The 22,954-nt window shown below is 35.0% G+C and carries 13 protein-coding genes and 1 other RNA gene; 4 read left to right on the forward strand and 10 right to left on the reverse strand.

Going from position 1 to position 22,954, the window contains the following annotated elements; translation table 11 throughout:
* The first annotated feature begins 208 nt into the window (after positions 1–208).
* Complete coding sequence (locus tag AAGS61_RS10645) at positions 209–544, forward strand: hypothetical protein (protein WP_391371255.1); 336 nt, start codon at positions 209–211, stop codon at positions 542–544.
* A gap of 1,059 nt (positions 545–1,603) precedes the next feature.
* Here the strand turns inward: AAGS61_RS10645 and AAGS61_RS10650 are convergent.
* The 9 genes from AAGS61_RS10650 to AAGS61_RS10690 form a co-directional block, all read right to left on the reverse strand.
* Positions 1,604–3,217: a hypothetical protein gene (locus AAGS61_RS10650; RefSeq protein WP_391371257.1), complete on the reverse strand. Its 1,614-nt coding sequence runs from the start codon at positions 3,215–3,217 to the stop codon at positions 1,604–1,606.
* Positions 3,218–3,944: 727 nt separating this feature from the next.
* The gene (locus AAGS61_RS10655; protein ID WP_391371260.1) at positions 3,945–4,523 is read right to left on the reverse strand and encodes a hypothetical protein; all 579 of its coding nucleotides are present in this window, start codon (positions 4,521–4,523) and stop codon (positions 3,945–3,947) included.
* A gap of 196 nt (positions 4,524–4,719) precedes the next feature.
* Entirely contained in the window at positions 4,720–4,935 is a 216-nt protein-coding gene (locus AAGS61_RS10660) for a YdbC family protein (protein WP_391371647.1), read from the reverse strand.
* Positions 4,936–4,937: 2 nt separating this feature from the next.
* A complete protein-coding gene (locus AAGS61_RS10665) occupies positions 4,938–8,111 on the reverse strand; it encodes a helicase-related protein (protein ID WP_391371262.1) in 3,174 nt (1,057 codons plus the stop codon).
* A 137-nt stretch (positions 8,112–8,248) separates the two neighbouring features.
* Positions 8,249–10,747, reverse strand: coding sequence for a BREX-1 system phosphatase PglZ type A (gene pglZ, locus AAGS61_RS10670; RefSeq protein ID WP_391371265.1), 2,499 nt, complete (start codon positions 10,745–10,747; stop codon positions 8,249–8,251).
* Positions 10,748–10,863: 116 nt separating this feature from the next.
* Entirely contained in the window at positions 10,864–14,292 is a 3,429-nt protein-coding gene (gene pglX / locus AAGS61_RS10675) for a BREX-1 system adenine-specific DNA-methyltransferase PglX (RefSeq protein ID WP_391371268.1), read from the reverse strand.
* A 51-nt stretch (positions 14,293–14,343) separates the two neighbouring features.
* Entirely contained in the window at positions 14,344–17,940 is a 3,597-nt protein-coding gene (brxC, locus tag AAGS61_RS10680; protein ID WP_391371271.1) for a BREX system P-loop protein BrxC, read from the reverse strand.
* A gap of 11 nt (positions 17,941–17,951) precedes the next feature.
* Positions 17,952–18,491 (reverse strand): BREX protein BrxB domain-containing protein, encoded by a 540-nt coding sequence (locus tag AAGS61_RS10685; protein ID WP_391371273.1) that lies wholly within the window; start codon positions 18,489–18,491, stop codon positions 17,952–17,954.
* Positions 18,481–19,092: a BrxA family protein gene (locus AAGS61_RS10690; protein WP_391371277.1), complete on the reverse strand. Its 612-nt coding sequence runs from the start codon at positions 19,090–19,092 to the stop codon at positions 18,481–18,483. The genes AAGS61_RS10685 and AAGS61_RS10690 overlap by 11 nt, the downstream gene beginning before the upstream one ends.
* 265 nt (positions 19,093–19,357) lie before the next feature.
* On the opposite strand from AAGS61_RS10690, the gene AAGS61_RS10695 reads away from it, so the two are divergent.
* The 3 genes from AAGS61_RS10695 to AAGS61_RS10705 all read left to right on the forward strand — a co-directional run bounded on the left by AAGS61_RS10695 (position 19,358) and on the right by AAGS61_RS10705 (position 22,148).
* Entirely contained in the window at positions 19,358–19,564 is a 207-nt protein-coding gene (locus AAGS61_RS10695) for a hypothetical protein (protein WP_391371280.1), read from the forward strand.
* Positions 19,565–19,612: 48 nt separating this feature from the next.
* The gene (locus AAGS61_RS10700; RefSeq protein WP_391371283.1) at positions 19,613–20,794 is read left to right on the forward strand and encodes a tyrosine-type recombinase/integrase; all 1,182 of its coding nucleotides are present in this window, start codon (positions 19,613–19,615) and stop codon (positions 20,792–20,794) included.
* Positions 20,795–20,963: 169 nt separating this feature from the next.
* Positions 20,964–22,148, forward strand: a complete 1,185-nt coding sequence (locus AAGS61_RS10705) for a tyrosine-type recombinase/integrase (RefSeq protein WP_391371286.1) — start codon at positions 20,964–20,966, stop codon at positions 22,146–22,148.
* A 127-nt stretch (positions 22,149–22,275) separates the two neighbouring features.
* Here AAGS61_RS10705 and ssrA read toward each other — a convergent pair.
* Positions 22,276–22,631: a transfer-messenger RNA gene (gene ssrA, locus AAGS61_RS10710) on the reverse strand.
* Positions 22,632–22,954 lie beyond the last annotated feature (323 nt).

Consider the following 22,954-nt stretch of genomic DNA (forward strand, 5'->3'; position numbering starts at 1 on the left):
CAAATCTGATATAGAAAAAGGTCGCTACAGTAGTCATTACTACTTAATAGCGGCCTTTTTTCATGCTAATCACATGCAGTCAATAAAACATCATATAAAGATAATGTCATTAAAACAATTATACATTTCAACTTTATTTTTTCAAGTTTTGTTTAACTAACGATTTTTCACCGCCTACAATCATAGATTAATAAATCCAGATGATATTATGCAACATGTTACATTAGCCGAGGCTAATATTGATTGGCATTCCGATGAACAATACAACTTAGAAACTGAGGATATTCAAAATTTGGCAAACAAACAAGAGCAACTTTATTTAAAAGCTGGACAAGCACTTGATTACACAGTTGAAGATGGTTATTTCAATGAAGACTGTGTAACTGTTTATGTATTGAAAAATGAAGAAAAACAAGAATTACCGATTGTTGGAATCCAATCTTTCAAATTACCCGATGAAATAGGTGAATATGTTATTGTCTTCAACTTAAAGACAGATCAAGGCGATGATGCTCAATATGTTGGTAAAATCATTATTCAATGACTTTGACTAAAAATCATTCGCTAACGCGCAGATTATTTTTAAACACACGAAGTTTAATAAAAGTAGCCAATTTTCAAGGGTGAAGATTGGCTTTATTTGTGTATTTGACAAGCGAATAAGTTTTAAACTAGTACCCCTAATATACTATTCCTTTTAAAACATTTACGGTTCAAAAATAATACTGATTTCGAACATGGTTACTACGTATAGAACTTATTATAGTTACTATATCGAGTTTAGTTGTTACTACACGTTTGGAGAGGAATCTTGTTCATATTAAAAGTTGCAAACTTCAATGCGTTTACAACACATAGTTACTATGTATAATGCCTATGTGATTTTTCTACTTTTGACATCTGCCCTACTTACTTTTATTCGAGAAGATTAAGAAAATCATCTTGTCTCACACTCCGACCTCGCAACCTGGCCCCCAGCCAAAACGTTGCGTCAGCCCCGGCCAATTGTTATTTAATAATTGGGGGTTAGTAACAAGTTGAAATAGAGTGCTGTTTATACAGTTTTAATAAGAATTCCTAAAAATTTTTAAGTTTATTATGAGGAAGCAACCATCTATTACAAATTCTATACCAGAGTAGATTTCATACTTCATTACAAACCCCATTACAAAAACCATTAGGAATTTCTATAATCAAACGAATCTGCTTATAAACACCTACTTATCAACGGTTTAGAGAAATCTAATTTTATACTGCTAGCTAAAAAAGAAAACGCTAATGTTTTTAAATCCCTCTATAAAAACTTTTCGGCAGCGATAATATTTTATGGATTAACTATAAAATTAAAAAGGTTGTTATAAACTAATTATGCTCAATATAAATAAATCAATAAGGTAATAATTGGTGTTTTTAGGTATTAAAAAAGACCAATAAGCAAACTCATCTTATCGGTCTATTATGCTAAAGTGATTTTAAAAATTTTAAGGCACGACAAATAAGCTGTATGAACCCTATTTTAAAAAATAGGACATTAACAGCTTGTGATATAAAAATCATTTTAAATTTTCAAATAACAATTGTGCTTACAAATTTAATTCATATTTTAAAATTTATACTTGATCGGTTCGTTCGTTATTTTTAATGCTTGTTCTAACAGTCTTTCTTTTTTCTCTTCAATTGATTCTTTTGATTTTAAATCATCCTTAATTGATTTTGTGTTGATGTTAATATCGTTCATAGCATCTTTAAATTGCTGTTTTGGTAAAAATACTACTTTTGATTTTAATGTTTTAACTACAGCATTTAATAAATGCTTCTGTGTAAATAAACCTTCTTTCGCCCATTGACGTACAAGACGTTTTTGGAATTCTGTAGATAATAAAGATTGTTTATAATTTACCGTTTTATAAATTTTCAATGTTTTAGCTTGTAATAGGAACCAACTATTTTCAGTTGGATTTAACGTTGGTACTGTTTTTACAAGGTCACTTAACAGTACATTTACTTCTTCTAATGCTTCATCTAGTAAAATTAAATGATTGTCAGAAGCTTTTTCATTGAAATAATCAACAAGGGCTAATAAATTCTCTTTATTTTTAAAATACATTACTATTTCATCTTTTGATGGTACAGAAGACGCTGCTGCCGCAATCACTTTGATGATAGATGGTAATAAGAAAAAATCAACCATCGTATTAATCGCTTTCGAACTGTTTTCATCAGCATATAGGTCGTGATAGATTACGTTATCACCTTCTGTTGAAAAGTAAGTGACTAAGGCTTGACGATACATTTCTACGCCTACCATGCCGAATCTATCAAATAGCTGGTCCTGTACGTTTTTAATGAAAATCGGAATTGTTTCTGGACGCATTTGCGTGTGGAAAAATCCATTTTGATCGGCATAATATTCGATTTCGCGACGAGCAGCTTCGCTAGGTCGAATGTTTTCTTTTTGACTTAAAACTGGATTGATTCGAAAACCAATTACATGCTTTTTAATTTTAGACATACGCTTTTTACGAGCCTTTTCTTGATAGCCGCAATATGCGTGTAAAGTCGGCATAAATGCAGCTACGTTCGATTTCTTGAAAACTTGTCCTTCAATAAATACTTCAATTAAGTCATTAGAAATCAATACATTTAAAGCGCTCGCCAAAGAAAAGTAACTATCAATATAGTTTACCCCTTTGTGTGTGACATTGCTGTATAACGATTCAACTGTTGATTTCTTCACTACGCCGTTGATAATGCCTCGCGTAGCAATATATAAAAATAAGCGTAGCTCGTTTTTATTCAAATTTAAAACAGCTGGCGATGTATAAGCCTTTAAATTTCGTACATATGATTCCTCTGCTTTTTCTTTCCCAACTACCACGTGGAATTTTGAATATAAAAATTCATTTTTTTGAGTTAGTAAATTTAATTCTTTTAATTCAGTGATTACACGTACTAAAGTTTTATTTTGAAAATTTAGCGCATGTTTAATTTCTTCTAACGTGCTATAAATTCGGCCATCCTTTGCAACAAAATTAATTGTATATAACATAAATTGCAATGCGCTCTTAGAAATATCTACTGAGCCATTCGCTAACTGAAACATAATTTTTTGACTTAGTTTTGCTGTTTTTGAATTACCGACGTTATTTGAGCGATCAAACTCGTATTTAATTTGCTCATATTCATTAATTTCGTTTTTATACGCTAACATTGTCATTCTCATTGCACTCCTTTTTAGTAATGAAAAAAGAGAACCCCGAAGCTAGCAGACACAATCATAGTGTCTGCTTATACTTTGGGGTTCTCCCTTGTTTCTATATTAAATTTCGTTACGTTTATCTTCTATATTTAAAATATATCATCAAACTTTTACTTACGCAAAGAAAGAGTCTATAACCTGAACTGCAATCTTTTTAAGAAAAGTTTCACCTTTTTATCATAGAAATTTCGGAAGCAAATATTCGTTAAAAGCAGCGACACCTGAGTATTACCTCTGAATTAACTGCTACAATGATCGATGTAATTGCTGAAATTATGCAGATTTAATTACTACTTAACTTTTAACAAGATGCGGACTAATGCTTGCTGTTTTGCTGCAAGCTTTCCGTATTGAAGATGATAATTTTAAATTTACTAGTTGTCTTATATTAAAATGTTACCTCGAAAAAATCGACTTTGGAACAGTTTTGTTAATCTTAATTTTTTAATAGAGAACGCTTTAAATGTTCCCCATTGTCTATGTCTGTCGAATATGCTAACCTTACTTCTCATTGAGTCAGTATTGTCAATGGTTTGATGCCTTTAGTGACATAGAAAAAGGCGGACTATATACCGTATTAATAGTCCAAGTCCAATTGATTTTTTAAGCGATGCTTTTTTTACCTTCATAAAAAATTTAAAAAGTAATATCGATTTAAACTAAAATAGCACGAGGAATCCCCGTGCTATTTCAGTTTATAGTACTCTAACCCTTTATCTACTAGTGCGCTTACTAAACCTCCCATTTTCAGATCACGCACTTCTTTTATTTCCTTTACTTTATAAAATATTTGCTCATCAAAGTACACAGACTTCTTTATAGTTTTATCCTGAAATTCTCTTGTTTTTTTATACAGTTCAAATTCCAACTCTTTGATATCTTTTGTTTCTGCTGAATCTTTTACTTTAACAGTATTGGCATCAACAATCAGTCGGTCATATTCTTTAATCGTAATTTTCGAATACACATTTCGGGCTAATGATGCTACGTTATTACCTCCGCTATACACCCAGTTTTGCTCATCGTCTTGGACAATTGCTGCATTCGTTAATTTATTTTTTAAAGTCCTCGTATCCATGTCCAACTGTTTAGCAACTACTTCAATCGATTTACTTTTATTTAGTATCGCCATCACTTCCTCAAGTGAAACATGCATCGTTGCTGACTTGCTTTTTTTACGAGCTGTTGTCTTTTCTTCCTTTACTTCAGACTCATTTCCTACTTCATTCCTGTTCATATGCTCTTTTTCTAGCATTGAAATCATCTCCCTTTCCTTCTGTATATAAATATTCTAGCGACCGTTGTCTGCTATTCGAATACCTTCTAAAAGAAAAAAAACAACTAAATTTCATCTTCAAATCCGCCTGCTGCCAGAATACAATATAAAAGTTAAAAGTAAGAAATCATACTTTATGAAAAGAAAAAGCGTACCAAAGTAAACACTTGATACGCTTCCATTCTTATAATTGTTGGATTAATGCTTTTAATGCTTCAAACTCTTCTGCCGATAAAGTAACACCCTTTCCCATCTTTTCACGATTAGGCGCCCATTCACGGATGTCATACTTCGGTGCATTACCGTTCCAACTAATGTGGTTTAGCTCTTTCTTCCAGCCTTTTGCGGATTCAGATAATACACCAATATGCTCGACAACTTCATATTTAATTTCTGCGATGCTTACACCCCCACTAATTGTTCCATTTGTATTTCTTCTATAATGTGTCCATTCACTAATTCATAAATATAAACTGAGCCATTTAATTCTTTATAATCTTCTATAATCATTTGCTCATCCAATGCTTTTAAAGATGGTGTTACTAGAATGAAACGCGTATTACCCTCAGCTTCTTCGCTTGTGAAATCTACTAATCCATATGCCTTCTTTTCTCGAATATTTAAACGACCATTAGCATATTCATACTGTTTAATCACCTCAGCATAGTCCGTAGGGATAATCCGCGCGGGACTGCTAATGGGCTGCACATTCAGTTGTGTAAGTGATTTAATTGATTGCAGTTGTATACTTCGTTCGCGCTCAATGTCTTCTAAACGCTCCTTACTGCGCTCTTCTAAATCTTCAATTTGTGTATACGTTTGATTGATTAAAGCACTATTTTTATTATTTGGATTATCATCTAAATAATTCGTTAAACGTTCTTGTAATACTTGCATTTGCTCATTAAATGAACGACGTAAATATGTGCTTTTTCGATTTAAATAGTCGTCACGTTTCATTTGAACAGATTGCAGTACCTTTTTCGCTTGAATAATCGATTGACGTTTAAATGACTTGTCTTCTTCCTCGCCTATATTTTCAAATTGAAACGGTTGTTGGAATACGAAGTACGGATCGATTTGAATAAATTCACCTGAAGCTCTTTTAGCCAGTAGCATCAATTCCTGCTCCAACTCTCGACTATTCCCATCCACGACACTAACTCTACTTAATTCAATGGTTAATGGCTCACTTACATATGCCTTCACGTTACAAATCGGCAATGCCACTTGTTGCAATTCCTGACTTGCTAATTCCATTGCTAATTTTTGTATTGGATGGTCATTTGCTATCAATGAAACATCTTCTGTTTGCTTGGATACACTTAATGCGAAACGTAAAGATTCATTTGTACGTAAAACATATTTCTTACGTTTAATCAGCTCACGAATATTTTTAGGGAAACGATCAATTCGTACTATTTTATTGTCTTGCGAGAAGTTCAACTTAATACGTGATGTTTCAAACTGTTTCACTGCAAATTCGCCATAAACTCGCGGTGGCATACTACTAATAGAAATTTCTTGATACGCTCTTCTTGCACCAGGTAGATCAAAGCTTGAGTCATCTAAACGTTCTTGTTTGGCAAGCTCTAGCAAACGCTTATGTTCATCTGATAACGTTTTTTCCATCGTTGCAATGAGTTCATCTAAATTTTCACGTCCACTAATAGCACGTTCCATTAAATTCGCTAAATCAATATTGTTCTCTTCAAGTACCTCACCAATAAAGTCATATACTTGGTCTTGTCCTAAATCTTCACGCATTTGATCCATCTTACTTAACAAGCGAATCAACACATCTCCTTCACGCGTATTGCTTGCAACGAGATTAAATATAAATACTTCATTCTTTTGTCCAATACGGTGAATACGTCCCATCCGTTGCTCTAAACGGTTCGGATTCCATGGGATGTCATAGTTTATCATCTGATCACAGAACTGAAGGTTAATTGACTCTCCACCGGCATCTGTAGCCAGCATGATTTGTACATCATTACGGAATTTTTCAACTTGTTCACGACGTTGATCCATTGAGAAATTGCCGACAATCTTTGTAATTTCAGGTACATGATTTAATAATTTTCGTTCTAAGTAATACAACGTATCTTTTGATTCCGTGAAAATTAAAATTTTCTCACCCTTAGAAAGCAGGCCATCTTCTCCAAATAATGTACCCTCTAATTCAGCATACTTAACCTCTACGTCTTGATAAACAAGACGTTCTGCTTTTTGAACTAAATCCGTCAAAATAGCAATTTCCACTCGGAGTTCCTCAATATCAATGACATCTATTTCACCTTCGAGTTGCGCTTCTACTTCCTCTTGCTCATCAATCGAAAGTTCATCATATTCAAATGGTTCAATTGATTTAACAGCCGTTAATTCTGATTCAAGTAACTCTTCTAATTTTTCTTTACGACGCTTCAACGACAAATAAACGGCATCTACAGATGAACTTAAACGACGTTGTAAAATCATCATGGCAAAAGCTACATTTGGCTTATTATTTTGCTTTGCTCTGTTAAAATGCTCCCGCGCATAAGCCGTTACTTCTTCATAAAGTTCCTGTTCCTCATAACTTAAATCAAACGCAATTGTTTTCGTTGTGCGTTTCGGGAAAAGCGGCGTTCCATCGAAATTTTTCATCGTTTCTTTTAAACGACGAATAACAAACGGATTACTCTTTTCATAAATTGAATCGCCCGTGTTCATACGTGAGAAAATATCATGGTCAACTAAACTCATTAAATGGCGGAAATTTTCTTTATCGCCTTTGTGCGGTGTTGCCGTAAGCAGTAAACAATGCTCTGTGTGACGCAGTAAGCCTTCCCCCATTTGATAAATTTTCGTGCGGCTAATTTTTCGCTTCTTTACACCATGCGTATAGGCAGCCATTTTATGTGCCTCATCAACAATGATCAAATCAAAACTAGCCTTTATTATGTACGCTTTAATTTCTTCTCTTGCCGCCCAATAAAGTGAGGCAATAATTTTGTCATGTGCTTCGAAAGGATTCACTTCACTTGAACTATTTAACAAACTACGGTTTACAATCGTAAAGTCTTCACCAAACTTTTCTTTCAGTTCCTCCTGCCATTGCTTTAATACGAGTGGCGGCACTAAAATCAAAACACGTTCAGCAACTTGTCTCCCCATTAATTCACGAATGAGCATTCCTGACATAATCGTCTTCCCAGCCCCTGGATCATCAGCAAGTAAATAACGCACTTGCGGCGATTGCAGCATACGGCTATAAACAGCTTCAATTTGGTGAGGCAGTGGCATAATTTTTTTATTGCCACGTGCGCGGGATTGTGAATATTTATCTTCCGTTTTCAGCACATAATATTGAAGGTAATGCTGTAAGCGCTCTGCATTAAACGTACTTTCCTCTTCTTGAATATTCTCTAACTGACTTAGCTGTGCTTTATCTAAATACTGTTCGTAATATTTATTCGTTTTGCGCCCAATAGATTCGACTAAAAACAAATCATCATCAATTTCTTCAAAATGCTTAATAACTACGATTTCTGGCCAAAATGGTCCTTTAATTATTGATCCGATTCTAAGCATACATATACCTCACAATATCTATGGTTTCTTACGTAAAAGTATATACTATATCCCTAATTATTGTTAATTTATTCCTGAACAGAAAGGCACCTTTTCACAAAATGAAGAGGTGCCATGAATGTAGTCTATAATTTTATTTAATACAACGCATTATACATATGAATCGTAAACTCTGCTTCACTATAAAATACTGCTTTATTACCTTCTATTGTCGCCATTTTTAACATACATGTTTGTCCTGTTTTGTAATGTTTCTCGGTTAAGTCAAATACAAGCTTTTCCGTACGTTCATGGCTTTGACCTTGCATATTAAATGTATGTTCGACTTCGTTTGAGATACGTTCACCATTTAAATAGAATGCTAGACGAACTGTGTGTGCCATAAATTCAGTTGAAATACTTTGCTCCTGATATAGCGGTACTTCAACACGGAAGTTTTTAATAACACGCGATGGCATTGCTACACTAATATCTACTAGAGCTGCTTGTGTCGTCCGACGATAGTCAATCAATGGTGTAATAGCTTCTTGAGGTGTTGCGCCACCGTGAACGAATTGTAAGCCACCACCACCGATGAAGCGGTTATTGCCTTTAGCAATAGCCTTCTGCGCACCTTGTAACGTCGTAAAGCTCTCAGGGACTTCAATTGCACCATCACCAATCGATAAATTATTGCCGATGATGAAACGGCGATTGCTATCAAGCTTTTCACCTTCTACGCTCGCTACTTTCCCTGCATTTTCGACCTTTGAATTTTGGTATAAGAAACCGTGATCAGCTGTAATAAAAATGCGCTTTGCCTGCCATCTTGAAAGTAAATCAACAAGCTTACTTACATCTTGCATCGCGCGCTCTACAGCTGCATACGTTTCACGCTCTGATTTCACCGTATCGCCCGTTGCATCAATAACATCATGATACACATAGACTAAACGTTTCCCTCTTAGCTGCTCATCTGCAGTTGCACGTGACCAAGAGGCAATGTCATCATAGCGAAATGCAACCGCTTCTGACTCTAATTTTTGTAAAATCTTGATGCGGTTTTCTAAGCCTTTCGTTGATTCACCATCTGCTAATACCGTACCATTCTGTGCAATTGTCAATGATTTATGTGGCAACAATGAAGCCATACCAAGCTGCGTATATGTCGGCATATTGGCTACAAGCGGACTAATTGTTGCACTGCCGTTTGCGCGTGCGTCTAGTCGCTTCGCTAGCTCTGCACCTGCTTCAAATCGCAATGCATCGGAAATAATAACAAATACACGTGTTGATTCTTTCTCCATAATTGGCCCAATATACTCTCGGTAAAAAGCAGCTTGTTTTGGTAGCTTCCCTGCTTCCGCTTGCGCTAAAGTATAGTTTGTTTCCTCAGCTACTTTTGTTAAATACTTATTCTCGTACCAGTTCGTCAGCTTCTCAGCTAATTCATCTAACAGCTCTCGGTGATCAAGCTGCATATAGTCCATCATAAAACGACGATACGATTGATCGATGACATATAATTTATCTGCATACTGTACATATAACGGAATACGCGTATCATACTGCTTAATTAATGTTTTATGCATTGTGAAATCAACTGCATGTACTAACACTTCTAGCAGCCCTCGAATACGCTCATTTTGATTTGCCCAGTGCATTTTCAAACGATTTCGTAATACGTTTTTCCACGTTTCTAAATTAGATGTTTGGTGTAGTAACTCTGTCGTTAACTTTTCAATCAGTAACACATCAATGACAGGGAATGTTGAAATGTCTGCATATTGCTCGATTGGACGCTGTTGTAACAATGATGTAATGGATAATGTTTCTTCCACCTCGCGCATATATTGCTCTAACACGTGGTTACCTTTTGTTTGTAACCAATCGTCTACAAATAAAGCACTTGCATTCGCACGTGTCGTTTCATACTTTTGCTGTAGCGTCGCATCCTCAAACTGCGCATAGCGTTGGAAATGCGCATATAAAATATGCTCCATTAAATGCTGTAGCGTGTATTGTTCGATATGAACACCGAAGTACTGCCCTAATAAAATAAATAATTGCTCCTTACTAAAGCGCTTTACAATCGACTTATACAGTTCGTTGTCGTCTTCTTGTAAACCTGCCATTAGTAAGTTTTGCGCAATTTTATCCATTTCTGCAATCGGCGCACCTGTTAATACGGCAAGCATCGCATATTCAAAATCTCGCTCACTTGCTTGTAGCTTTAATACTTTTTTAAGCTTCTCTTTACGCTCAGCACTTTTGAAAAACTCTGGATACTTGCTCATCATGTCACGAAGTAATGTATCACTCACCTGTAGCTGCTCTGCAAATAACGCTGTCGTATCCGCTTTAAACTCGGTACCGTACAGCTCCATATCGAGCAAATAATTCTTTTCCTTCTCTGGCTTCGGAAAATTCGCATACAGTAAAAATGATTCGTCCTTTTTCTCCACTTCGATTTCAATTTTGAGTGAGAAAAAATTATTTCGTGTTAATTCACAAACTTGAATTGGCTGGTCTGCTAATGCCTCCCTTAACGTACCTACTGTATATTCGCCTTGTTCGTCATACCAAAATACAACAGTACGTGGCTTGTTATGTAACTCGCTCGTAATACGTTCTTTTAATAATTCCAAAATATTCAATGGTGTTACTCCTTTCTTATAACGGTCAAACATAGTACGTCTATTAAACCTATAAAATTTAACCTTTTAAAAAACACAGTACTTCAAAAGAGTACTGTGTTTTATTTTTATATGCATTACTTAATTTTCGCTAATACACCTTTTCCACCACGATAAAACTTCTCGTAGTTCACCTTCACACCATCATCTAAATCAATTTCAATTTCCTCTGCTGCAATTTCCGCTAAACGCTTATCAAACTCACGAAGCTCGTCAATTTTCTTCTCAAACGATACTTTCTCTGCATTTAGCTTCTTCTTATCTGCTGCACTTAAATTTGGATTCACTAAACGATTGTCTAAGTCCACAATTTCTTGCTGGTACTTTGCCTGCATTTCCTGTAAATGCTCGAAGCGAATTGTTGCCATTGTGCTTGGTGTGTAACGGTGCATGTAAATTAACGTACGAAGACCTTTTTGCTTACCTGAATCTACTAGCCAGTAAATCGGGCGTTTTTGATACATTTTGCAATGATCTGTGAAAAATTCGTCCATGAAGTATCGGCGAATGCGTGATTCGGCATCTTCTCCACTTTTCATTTCAAGCGCTTCTGCAATCCAGTATAAATTTTTATCAGTATCTACTGGAGAAAAAATGCTATTTAGAAACTTTCGGAAAAGGGTAATAATATCATTTTCAAGATAACCTTTTTCTGAAAAATTGATATAGTCTTTGCCTTCAAAATTTATTTTTTCGTGATAGTAACGCCCAAATAAACATCCAATAAAATAAGACATTATGGATTTTACTTCAGTTAATAAATCTCTTTCCAAGAATTCCAAATCATACTTTGGAGTAATTGGTGATATTTCCTCACTAGAAATACCATACGTTTGATTAATAATTCTATTAATAATATTACTATTTTCATTTAACATGTTTTTCTTTATAGCAATCTCAGATAAATAATTTTCATAGACAACAGCTAAATTTGATTCGTTAGATACACAACATATTGGATTTCCAACAAAATCTAACGAGGTCTCTTTATAATCCCAATCTTCTTTTGTTATCTGTATATTTTCAAGCACTTTTTCTTCTATAATTTGTCTATTTATAATAGAAAAATTAGCTATCGGCATATTTCTAACATCTTTAACTTGTAAACTTATAGTTGGATTAAGAACAGCAGCAATATATTGGTATAAATTACTGTTTAGAATCCCTAAATATAATTTCAAATCATTGTCATCTTTCAGGAAAATTGATGATCCGGTTACATCAAATGTCGCTATTTCAGGAAGAACTCTAAAACTTGGAGCATTGGTTGTTATAAGCCCCCATGTTATCCCCTTTTTATACCATAAATACTCAGGGATAATCCTACTAATTTTATCTTTTTTATAATGTTCTCTAGCTTCTTTTGACCAATTTACTATATGTTCTAAGTTTCCGTACCATTTACGGTAACCCCCACCTTTTGCATAAGGTAGCCACTTTTTATCTTTACCAATTGTATTTTTATCAACTTCCCAAAAATAACGCATATATTTATCATTATTTCCAGTTTTATTTTGTCCATCTGATATTGTATATTCCTCTAACAAAGTATTTCTAAATATTTTCCGAATGCTTTCTGGAACCCAATAAACTATTGGATTATCCGGAATTTGTTTAAATTTATTTTGACTAAACAAATAATAGTTACTATTTTTACCTACTAAAAAATCTTTCTCTTTATCCTTGGGATTTTTACTCTCAACTAATTTGTAATATTTCCCCTTAACCTCATTTATAAAATAGTTTCTTAAAATAAATGTTGTTGTTTGTACAATTTCACCATTTACTTCCTCAAATGCGCGTGCGCCTAAATGTAACATAGAATCAATAAAATATTTTTCTAAAACTTTCTTTCTTATATTAGAAAAAGTTGAAAGGAACATCCATGAGTGTTGATTAATAGACGCGTGTATTCCATTACTTTTTCTGTAATGTTCAACTTCCAAAAATGCTGCAAATAAATCTATTTTAGAAAGAGGATATTCTTTACTTAAATAATTTGATAAAGACTCCGACATCTTCCTTAGACCCATATAAGGAGGATTCATGACCACAACATCATACTCATTCCTCATAATTTTCGTTTGATGAATCAATGCTGGCAACACTTGCTTCACGATTTCATGCTGTTCTCCATAAAACAAATCATGAACAGGATTATTGGCAATTTGCTCAAGTCTTTCTTCAATAAACGTGATTTCACGCTCTTTAATATTGATTAACGAACCGTATGTTTTCGCATTATAATATTGCTCAAAGAAAGCTTTTACTTGGTTATAGCGTTCACCCACATCTTCTTGTGCAATATAGGCAATGACCTCCTCCGAAATATGATTCGTTTCTTGAATCGATGCTAAGTTCAATTTAATGCCTTCACGTTCGATGCTACGTAAGAAACGTTTTGAATAAGAAGTTGCTTTCATCACAACAGCAAATGCAGCAAGCTGATACGCGCGATCATCGATGTCTAAGCCGTATAAGTTATTCTCTAAAATTAATCGTGGAATGTCGCGCTCTGGATAGCCACATTTTCCGTAAATTTCATGGAACACTTCAAAGGCATAAACTAAAATATGTCCACTTCCCATTGCTGGATCGAGTAGTTTAATGTCCTCTACTTTTAATTCTTTATTCACATACGGCGAAATTTTTTCATGGAAATCTTCTTCCTCATGCTTAATGAAGTATTCCCAATTGTTAATTAAATCCTCGTCTTCTCGATGTGCCTCTGTCCAGTAACGTCCGAGCGAATTTTGTACCATGTATTGGACAATCCACTTTGGTGTAAATAACTGTGTCGCAAATGGAATTTCTTCTTTTTTATACTTCGACTTTTGTGCAAATACGCGGTCTTTTTCTTCAGCAATATAATATTGGTATAGCCAACCGATTACTTCAATCTCTGAAAAGCTTTCTGTTAACTCTTCATTTTGTACAAGTGTTTTAATAATCGATTCCGCATCTAATAAAAAGTCTGGCAGTAGTAACTCTGTATAATCTTGAATTCTTTCAAACATAAACGGCAAAATAGTGTTTAACTCATTGCATTGTGCAACAAACAAGTGTCGGAACGCCGCTTCTGTATCACCAGTATTAATTAACTCACGTATTTTCGTCTCATCAACCTCTAAATCCATCGTATCGTATTCAAATAAAATATCAGGATCTACTCGTCCAACAGTACTTGATAATACATTAACCTTCTCCGGTAAAAAATCATGTACTTCCATATAGCGAATCGCAATAATTCGGTTAAACCATGTATAAGCAATTTCCTCTACTAATTGCTTGTAACCTTTTTGCTCTAACTGCTTTTGTAATGCCGTAAATGCCGACTTCATCGATAACGGGTATGTTTGTTCATTAATCAATAATTGTCCAAACTGCTCTTTGATATGTAACCCATTCTTTTCATCAATGCCATATGCATATGCTTTTGTTTGAACTTGCTCAATTAACTTTCGACGAGACCATGTTGCAAAGTTTTTCAGTGCTGTTTTATTCATACATTTATTCACCTCTTCTAAGGAAAGGAAGGGAAAATCCCTTCCTCCCTTTTATAATTCAAATTTTAACGCATTATCTTTTAATTCTTTTAATAGCTGCTGCTTTAATTGTGCTAACACATCATCTAACTCTGATTGTGTTTGAATTTCCGTTTTACTTAACATGTTGTGTAATGCGTGTGACGAAATTACTTTTGTTCCCTTTTCTCGTACAACTGGTGGTGGCGTTGCAGCTTCAGATGGTGGTAGCTCTCCGCTCGGTGGCTGTACAGAGCGAATTAACTCATCCTCTTTTTCTTTTGCGGCTTGTTGAATACTTGCTGTCACATCACGAAGCTCGTTTAATTTCATTTTAATAAGCATCAAACTGTCCGCTGCTAGTAGCTGCTGTTGCGTGTGTGTAAAGCGTGACATTTTTTCTGAAATAAATGTGCTAACTGTATCATTATTTGAATAGAACTCTTGCAGCTCCTGTAATTTTTGCTCAAGCTGAACAATTTGTGTCGCCACAATGTTTTTATACGCCGTTACTTCATCTTCAATTGCTTGCTGTAGCTTTTCCATTTTTTCAGGGATTTTATGAATATCCTTATATGGCTGTGGCTTCACTAAAATGTCTGTTAATTCTTTCTTTAGTGATTTCACTTTATCTGATTCAGTATGCGTTAAATCCGTTTGAATTGAACTTAAATATTGAACAGCTTCATCAAACCGTTTAATTAGTGAACCTAAATAGAAATCTGTTAAATCCTCTAATTGTTCTTGCGCATCAATTAAATCATCCTCTGCATCAATGAACGAGTTCACAAGCTGCTCAGGATCGCGAATTTGCATCAGTCGTTTTATGTCATTTGAAATAGCAATCACTTTTGCATATTCTGGATACGGATAACTTGGTGAATTGTGTTGCTGATAGTGCAACGTTATTTTTTCAAGCGGCTCATTAAAGTGTTTCTCCATTGCAGTTGTTAATGCATTTGCAAATTCTTGATACGAGTCACCCCCATCAAGACGGCCAAATAACTTTTTATATAACAACATAAAATCTTTTCGTACTTTCGGATCCACTTCTACTTCTGGTACGACACGAATTGTATCGCGATCTGTTACGCGATTTAATTTCGTATAAAAATCTGCGGCATTTGCCGGGCTAAACAGCTCATCTGTAATTGTAAATTTCACTTTGTTATCGTGCATTAATGCTAGTAAAATACCGATCGTGTCATGCTCCGTCCAGCCATATGGCACTTGACTATACTTTTCTAATACGTCTTTTAATGACGGCTTTTGATGTGAACGAATCAATTCCTCTAAGTAACGTAATACCGCATCGTAAGCACGTTTATTACCTATTGTATCTAAGAGGCCCTGTTGAATTCCTTGCTCATATATACGCTTCCATTCCGAGATTACATTTTTCATTGGAATTGGCTCATCAATATATTCTAAATATTTATATGTGTTTTGCACGAGCATTTCAAATGCGTCATTGACTTGCTTTTCAAAGTTGCCTCTGAAAGTACGCTCCTGCATTTGAATATAGAAAGTCGCTGTTTCACATGCTTTTGATAATAGTTCTTTCGCTTTTAGATCGTAATCATCGACACTTGCTAATTTCGCGTCATAAATGCGGTGCTGTGCCTGTGTCGTACTCGGATTGCGCTTAGCTGATACGTAACGACGAATTTGCTCTGATAAACGAATCGCTTCTTCTGCCTCTGCAATCAGGTTCTCATTTAAATGAATAACCATTTGTCCTTCATTTGCTTGTAGTGCGGCTTCTGTTGGCGAAATACCACTCGTAATAATTTGCATTGTCAGTGGATATTTCATATTCGATTTTGAATAATTGTCAAAGCGCTTATTATACTCAAAAACAAAACCGTTGCTATTTGTAAATTTCGTTTTTTTGTAGTTTTCAGTGAAAAACGTATCCGCTAAATTTTCTTTAATCGTCGTCATATTGACGTCAACGTTTTGAATTTCACTATTAATTTCTTGCTCTTCATCAGAAAGGAAAGAATATGTGCCATCTGCATGCTTTTCAATAAACAACGCTCGCTCTAAACGATTAAGTGATTCTTTAATTGCGATCTCATTTTGCTCCGCATCAATTTTTGTTAATAATAATGCGGCAATGTTACTTGGTATAGCTTGAATATGGTCGATTCCTTTAATTAAATACAGCACCTTTAGAATGTCCACATCAGCTTCTAACAGCCCTTCGTTATTCGCTGCTCGATTTTCTGCCTTTGAAATCGTTTGCACAATTGTGGACTCTAAGTGTTGACGAATTGTTGGATAAAATTCTGCCATCGTTACAAGCGTCCCTAGCTCATCATCATTATGTTTAATCCCGGCTTCTTGGAATGACTTCAGTAATGAACGTTCCCCGCGCGATGCATACGAACTACCTTCACCATGAACACCGATTTTTTCAAGAACAGCTTGTAACAATTCAACTTGGTACGGCACAAATGGATACATTGCCACAAACTCTTCTGTCGAACGATACGCTGAACGATATTGTGTTTTCTCTTTATCAAACGATAAACGGTTACGAATAAGCTGTGCATTTGGCTCATAGATCGCCTCTAAAGTTTTTACAGCTGTATCATTCTTTTCTAATAAACGACGCTTTAACACTTCATCTGTATCTGAGCTTGATAAATTAATACGTGTTTTAAAGCGCCCTTGAATTTTTGAAAAGCTTGTTGTATCAACGATATTTGCAACCGATTTAATGCTTTCTTGTGATGTAATAGCAATCCATGCTTGCCCATTTGTTGCAGCACCAATTTCTTCAACCGAATTTTGTAAATCGAGCATTAAGCTATTGTCTGTACCGATATATTGCCCAACTTCATCGATTAAAAAGACAAGACGATAATCTGCACCTTTTGACTGGCAATACTCTGCAATGAGTTTTCCTAGCTCTTTTGCTGAAATACTAAACTCTTTTTGTGCGTTACGTACCATAAAGTCTGCAGACACTTCGTCATAGCCAATTTCAGTCAATCCTGCGATTATTTTTCCAAAACGCACACGGAATTTTTTACGGTACTCTTTCCAAGTTTCGCCATACAACTCTTCAATTTTACTCGTAAAAGCAAGATACTTCCCTTCATGTTCTAATTGACGCTCAAAATCAGCCACCCAAAGTGTTCGTGAATAACCTATATGCTCATTAAAAATGCGTAAAATAATTTCAATGATACTTTCCTTACTACTACGTGTTGCATTCGTACTTGCTTCAGAACCAACGTTGAACAGGATCGCATCGGACGGTTTCGTACCAATTTGACGCATTAGTGTTAATAACGTTTCATCCTTAATTTTATCCGCAAAGTATTCAAACGGCGCTCGTCCTTTTATTTCTTCGTTATCTAATAAATACGAGAGGATTTTTAAGAAGTGTGATTTACCTGATCCGAAGAATCCCGAAATCCATACGCCGACATCCTTTGTTGGCACTTTATAAACTGCTTCATAGTTTTTATAGAATTCTTTTAAGCTATTTAAAATTTCATCTGTTACGACGTATTCTCTTAGCTCTGTATAAATCGTCTCTTCATCAATTTGTCCAGCTTGTACGACTCCATTAATTGGACGATTAATATCTTCTTTAAAAATTTGTTTAATAATCATTCGACACACTCCTATGAAATTCGTGTAATTTGATATTCATCTTCATGACGGAATTGATTGTATAATCGCAAATCAAGCCCTGTAAAATGCCCTGGATAAAATAAAATAAGTGGCGTTCTATATGCATGATTCGATAGCTTTTTTAACAAATGACTTGAACGAATAAATGGATGTACAGTGCCAACACCTGTGATAAAGATTAGCTCTGCATCATCAGCTTGCTCAATAAAACTGTCTACAAGCAATGTACGATCTTCAAGTACCGTTTGAATGGCCTGTGATAATTCTTCATATCCTTCTTCATCGGCCAGTTCAATTAATTCCTCTAAGTCTTCTTCAAACATCGTAAGTAAAAATTGAAAAAGGTTAATTTCTTTAATATTTAATGGCGAACGCTTTAATAGTCCTTCTATGTATGTACGGACAATTAGTTCATCTTCTGCTGGATAATCCAACACGAAATGTGGAATCTCACTCCCAATACCAGTTGGTTTCGTGAAGCCATCTTGATGAATGCGCGTTTCTAATTGCTCTAATCTTTTATAAATCATCAATTTCTACACCTGCCTGTAATGTAATCATTGCATGTAATAAGCTGTCTTGTTTTGCAGCGTAATCTTTTAATTGTTTACTGACGTATAATGGTGTAATGACGTAAACACCCTCATTTAGTTCAATTATACCACCATCACTGTAAAATAATAAAAGTGCATTATTCACTTTCTTCTTTGAAATGTGGCTCCATTTCAACACTTTTTCAGATTGTTGCTCTTTTTCTTCCATAAATGATTGAAGATGTCCTAAAACAAATTGCTTATTTTTTTGCTGATAGCGGTAAATAATCAACTCGTAAAAGTTTTCATATGCATAACGATATGTCTTCAAAATTGTATATAAAATCAATGCTTTTTTATCGTACTTTGTGCCGTTCAAATACAGATTTCTCAATTCGGGTGTTAAACTGCTCGCTCGCTTGAACACGATTTGAAATCGTTTCTGTAAAGCAGCTTGCGTCTTTACAAAAAACGGATTTTCATTTAACACACTTTCCCTGATTTCATCGCGCGTTAACCCTTGATCTAATAAATTTAATACATATTCAATATCTTGCTGATACCAACGTTCTCCGCCTAGTCCTGAAGAATATTCCATAGTATGACCTCCAGTTTTGTTCTTCTTTCTATTATAGCTATTTATCCAAGAAATAAAAAATTGATATTAAAGTCAAACTATTAAGTTGCTAAACATTACTCGCTTAATTCTGTAAGTGCCTCGTAGACTAAAGCATTTCAAAAAATTTTTTTCAAAAACTGAAAAAAAATCTACTTTCTCCTATTCGAATATAACAAGCCCTCTGTTATTATATTTCAAATTCAATTAGCTGCACCTCAATGCAGTGGAAAGGAGTATTTTTCAAATGAAAGAACATATGGAAATGATAGAGCAACAAGTCGACTTCCCTATTGAATGGATGGATTTGAAAACAGCGGCGAAATATGTAGGCGTTTCTTATAAGACACTACTAAGCTTTCGAGTTATGGGATTAGAGATCACTGAAATAGGGCGTATTCGTCGTGTCTCTAAAACAACTCTCGACAATTTTATGCGTGAACATAGTTTCTAAAACACGCTCATGATGAAATCAATATTATTTATGGAGGAAATTTTAAATATGAAGCAAGTATCAAAAAAATATACACAAATCAAAGAATACAAATTAAAAAATGGAGAAACAAAATATGGATTTACACTTTATTTAGGTGTCAATCCAGACACTGGTAATGATAAATCGGTAACACGTTCATCATTCAATACGGTAAAACAAGCAGAATTAGCAATTGATAAACTGAAGTATGAGTTCCGACTAGGAAGAAATCCTGAAAGCAACTTAAAAAAATTTAAAGAAGTATATGCTGAATGGGATGCACAATATAAAGCATCCGGCGTAAAAATGAGTACGTACTCGAAAACGGAAGGTTATTTCAAAAATCACATTTTACCGTTCTTTGGTGAAATGAAAGTTTCAAAAATTACTGTACGACATTGTGAAGAATTCTCTTTAATGTTATCTAAGAAGCTAAAACACTTCCATCACGTAATCAATTATACAAAAGACGTCTTAGAAACTGCTGTACGATATAGTTATATTCATACAAATCCATTCTATAAGATGCATAAATACCCTCGTGAAAAGAAACATATTAAACAAGATAAGTATTTAGAAACACATGAATTAAAGCTAGTTTTGGAATTTGCAGCACAAAAAGACTTTGAAACATACGCGATGTTACGCTTATTAAACTTTAGTGGTATTCGTAAAGGAGAACTGCGTATTTTAACATGGTCAGACATTAATTTTGAACAAAAAACACTTTCTATTTATGGTAGCTATTCTTATTCAAAACATAATAATGGCGATAATATTAGCACAACTAAAACCGCTGAAGATCGTCGTCTATATTTAGATGATAAAACATTAGAAGTATTAAAAGAATGGAAGCAAAAGCAAGTAGAACATTTAGCAATACTAGGCGTACCTTGCAAAGCCGATTCAAACCAGTTAGTTTTTGCGAATACGAAAAATAATATTGTGAAGGATTACTATCCAAATAAACTTTTCAACGCTGTTCTTGCTGAACTAAAATTACGTCAAATTGTCATTCATGGTCTTCGCCATACACACGCTACACATTTAGCTGAATCTGGCGCACCATTTTATGGCATTCAACAACGTTTAGGACATTCTTCAAATCAAAATACGACTGTAGGATTTTATATTCATCCTACTGAACAAATCAAACAGCTCACACTATCCACATATATGGATTATCTGAATTCTAAAGGAATCTATTAATACAAAAAAACGCTTAGATTATAGCTCTAAGCGTTTTTTACTCTTTTGAATTTTTTAGGAATAAAACTCACAAGTGCAATTTGCTAAATACAACTTCTTTTTATAAAATTAAATTGTAGTATTTCACTACACCTTCAGTCTCCGTAAGCACGAGATGGAGGATATAATAATGAAAATTCATTTGTATAAATTACAAAATGGTGAGACTAGATATAAGTTTCATATTTACGTTGGCGTCGATCCGTTAACTGGTAAAGAAAAAGCAACGACTCGAAGTGGTTTTAAGACAAAAAAGGATGCGAAGGACACGTATTTAGCATTGCAGCAAGAAATTCAAAATGGCACGTATGGCAAAGTCGCAAAAGATACGTATGGACAAGTGTATGACCTTTGGGTAGAACATTATGAAAATACTGTTGAAGATAGCACATTTTTAAAAACGAAACGCATCTTCAAAAATCATATTCTCCCAGCGTTTGGTGATTACCGCATTGCCAATATCGATACAGCCATTTGCCAAAAGCATGTGAATCATTGGGCGAAAAAGTTGACACGCTTCCGTATGGTAAAAAATTATGCATCGCTTATTATGAAGTATGCAATGAAGCATGGCATTATTGAAAAGAATCCGTTTGAGTTAGTGGATATGCCTATTATGAAAAAGAAAATTAATTTAGATGATGAGGAAGAAGAGTTCGAAAACTTTTATACGCGTGAGCAACTTATACAGTTTCTTGAATGCTTAGAATCTGATTCTAACCAACGACGCATTGCTATTTTTTATCTTATTGCTTTCTCAGGTATGCGTCGAGGCGAAGTATTCGCACTTCGTTGGGCAGATATTAATTTTGAGACGCAAGAAATACGGATTAATAAGGCAGTTAAGCGCGGTGAAAATGGCTTATATTTAGGACCAACCAAAAATGGAGATCCTCGTACAATCAAAATTGATGAAAAGACGTTAACGCATTTAGCTCGTTGGAAGGAAGTTCAAGTAAAGTTATTTAAAACACAAGGCATTAATACAAATACGAAAAAGCAGCTTGTGTTCTCTAATACGAAAAACAATATTCAAGATCCGCATAAAACGACTCAACTGCTCAAAACATTTTTAAAGAAGCATCAATTAGCCACAATCACAACACATGGCTTACGTCATACACATTGCTCATTGCTGTTTGAAGCGGGTGCATCAATTAAAGAGGTACAATTTCGACTTGGTCATCGTGACGTAAAGACGACGCTCGATATTTATACACATGTAACAAAGAAAACAAAGTCTGAAACGATTAATAAGTTCACAAACTTCTTGAGTGACACGGCTTCAAACGACAAAGGAGCAACAAAGGATTAACAAAGGTTAATAAGGAATTTAATAAGGTTTCAGTCCAATTCAGCAAAACTCAAAGACATAAAAAAAGTGCCACAAACGTTGATATATCAACATTTATGACACTCAGTGAAATTCAGTACATTTCACAGTATGGAGACGGCGGGAGTCGAACCCGCGTCCAGAAGCTCCAATACGCCGGCTTCTACGCGTGTAGTTTGTCTACTTGCGATTCGCGAGTCCTTATGCCGACAAACAGGCGTCCAGATCGCTAACCTGGAAATCTCTTGCTACTGACTCAGGTGGCACCAGTAACCGTATCCCACTAAAGTTGGGCCCGACGTACTGCACATGGGCGATGCAGAGGCCGAGCGCTTACGAGCTTACGCTGCGAAAGCTAAATTTTGTTGTTTGCCAGTTATTATATAACTTCCGTTGATGACGGAGCCGAGACCTCCGACGCGCGACCAGAGCTTGAACCACCCCTGTCGAATCCGTAACGTCCCCGTATAATATCGGTAGCGTATAAAACGCACCTTATTTCCGGGTTAAGAGCTAAGTCGTGTACGGGAAGAACAAGTCAATCTTGTTCTATAATGAGTATCGTATGAGTAGATACCCACTGGCAACTTACATAACACATTATAAATCAAGCAACATCAAACTTCAAGAGAATCCCACGCCATTTTCCCTATCGATTGCTGGTGCGAATGCCAAATAATTCACGCACAACCATTCCTACAATAAAATCAGCCTTACACTTTACTAAAAAAACATGCATTTTAGCTAAAAAATGAACGTTTTTATGCAAAAAAGAGCCCCGTACGAAT

Source organism: Lysinibacillus sp. KU-BSD001 (genome assembly GCF_042920265.1).
Classification (GTDB): domain Bacteria; phylum Bacillota; class Bacilli; order Bacillales_A; family Planococcaceae; genus Lysinibacillus_B.

Bases quoted from the DNA above. Each gene is read 5' to 3' on its own strand.
- AAGS61_RS10645 (WP_391371255.1), top strand. From the start codon at position 209: ATGCAACATGTTACATTAGCCGAGGCTAATATTGATTGGCATTCCGAT.
- AAGS61_RS10650 (WP_391371257.1), bottom strand. From the start codon at position 3,217: ATGACAATGTTAGCGTATAAAAACGAAATTAATGAATATGAGCAAATT.
- AAGS61_RS10655 (WP_391371260.1), bottom strand. From the start codon at position 4,523: ATGATTTCAATGCTAGAAAAAGAGCATATGAACAGGAATGAAGTAGGA.
- AAGS61_RS10665 (WP_391371262.1), bottom strand. From the start codon at position 8,111: ATGCTTAGAATCGGATCAATAATTAAAGGACCATTTTGGCCAGAAATC.
- pglX (WP_391371268.1), bottom strand. From the start codon at position 14,292: ATGAATAAAACAGCACTGAAAAACTTTGCAACATGGTCTCGTCGAAAG.
- brxC (WP_391371271.1), bottom strand. From the start codon at position 17,940: ATGATTATTAAACAAATTTTTAAAGAAGATATTAATCGTCCAATTAAT.
- AAGS61_RS10685 (WP_391371273.1), bottom strand. From the start codon at position 18,491: ATGATTTATAAAAGATTAGAGCAATTAGAAACGCGCATTCATCAAGAT.
- AAGS61_RS10690 (WP_391371277.1), bottom strand. From the start codon at position 19,092: ATGGAATATTCTTCAGGACTAGGCGGAGAACGTTGGTATCAGCAAGAT.
- AAGS61_RS10695 (WP_391371280.1), top strand. From the start codon at position 19,358: ATGAAAGAACATATGGAAATGATAGAGCAACAAGTCGACTTCCCTATT.
- AAGS61_RS10700 (WP_391371283.1), top strand. From the start codon at position 19,613: ATGAAGCAAGTATCAAAAAAATATACACAAATCAAAGAATACAAATTA.
- AAGS61_RS10705 (WP_391371286.1), top strand. From the start codon at position 20,964: ATGAAAATTCATTTGTATAAATTACAAAATGGTGAGACTAGATATAAG.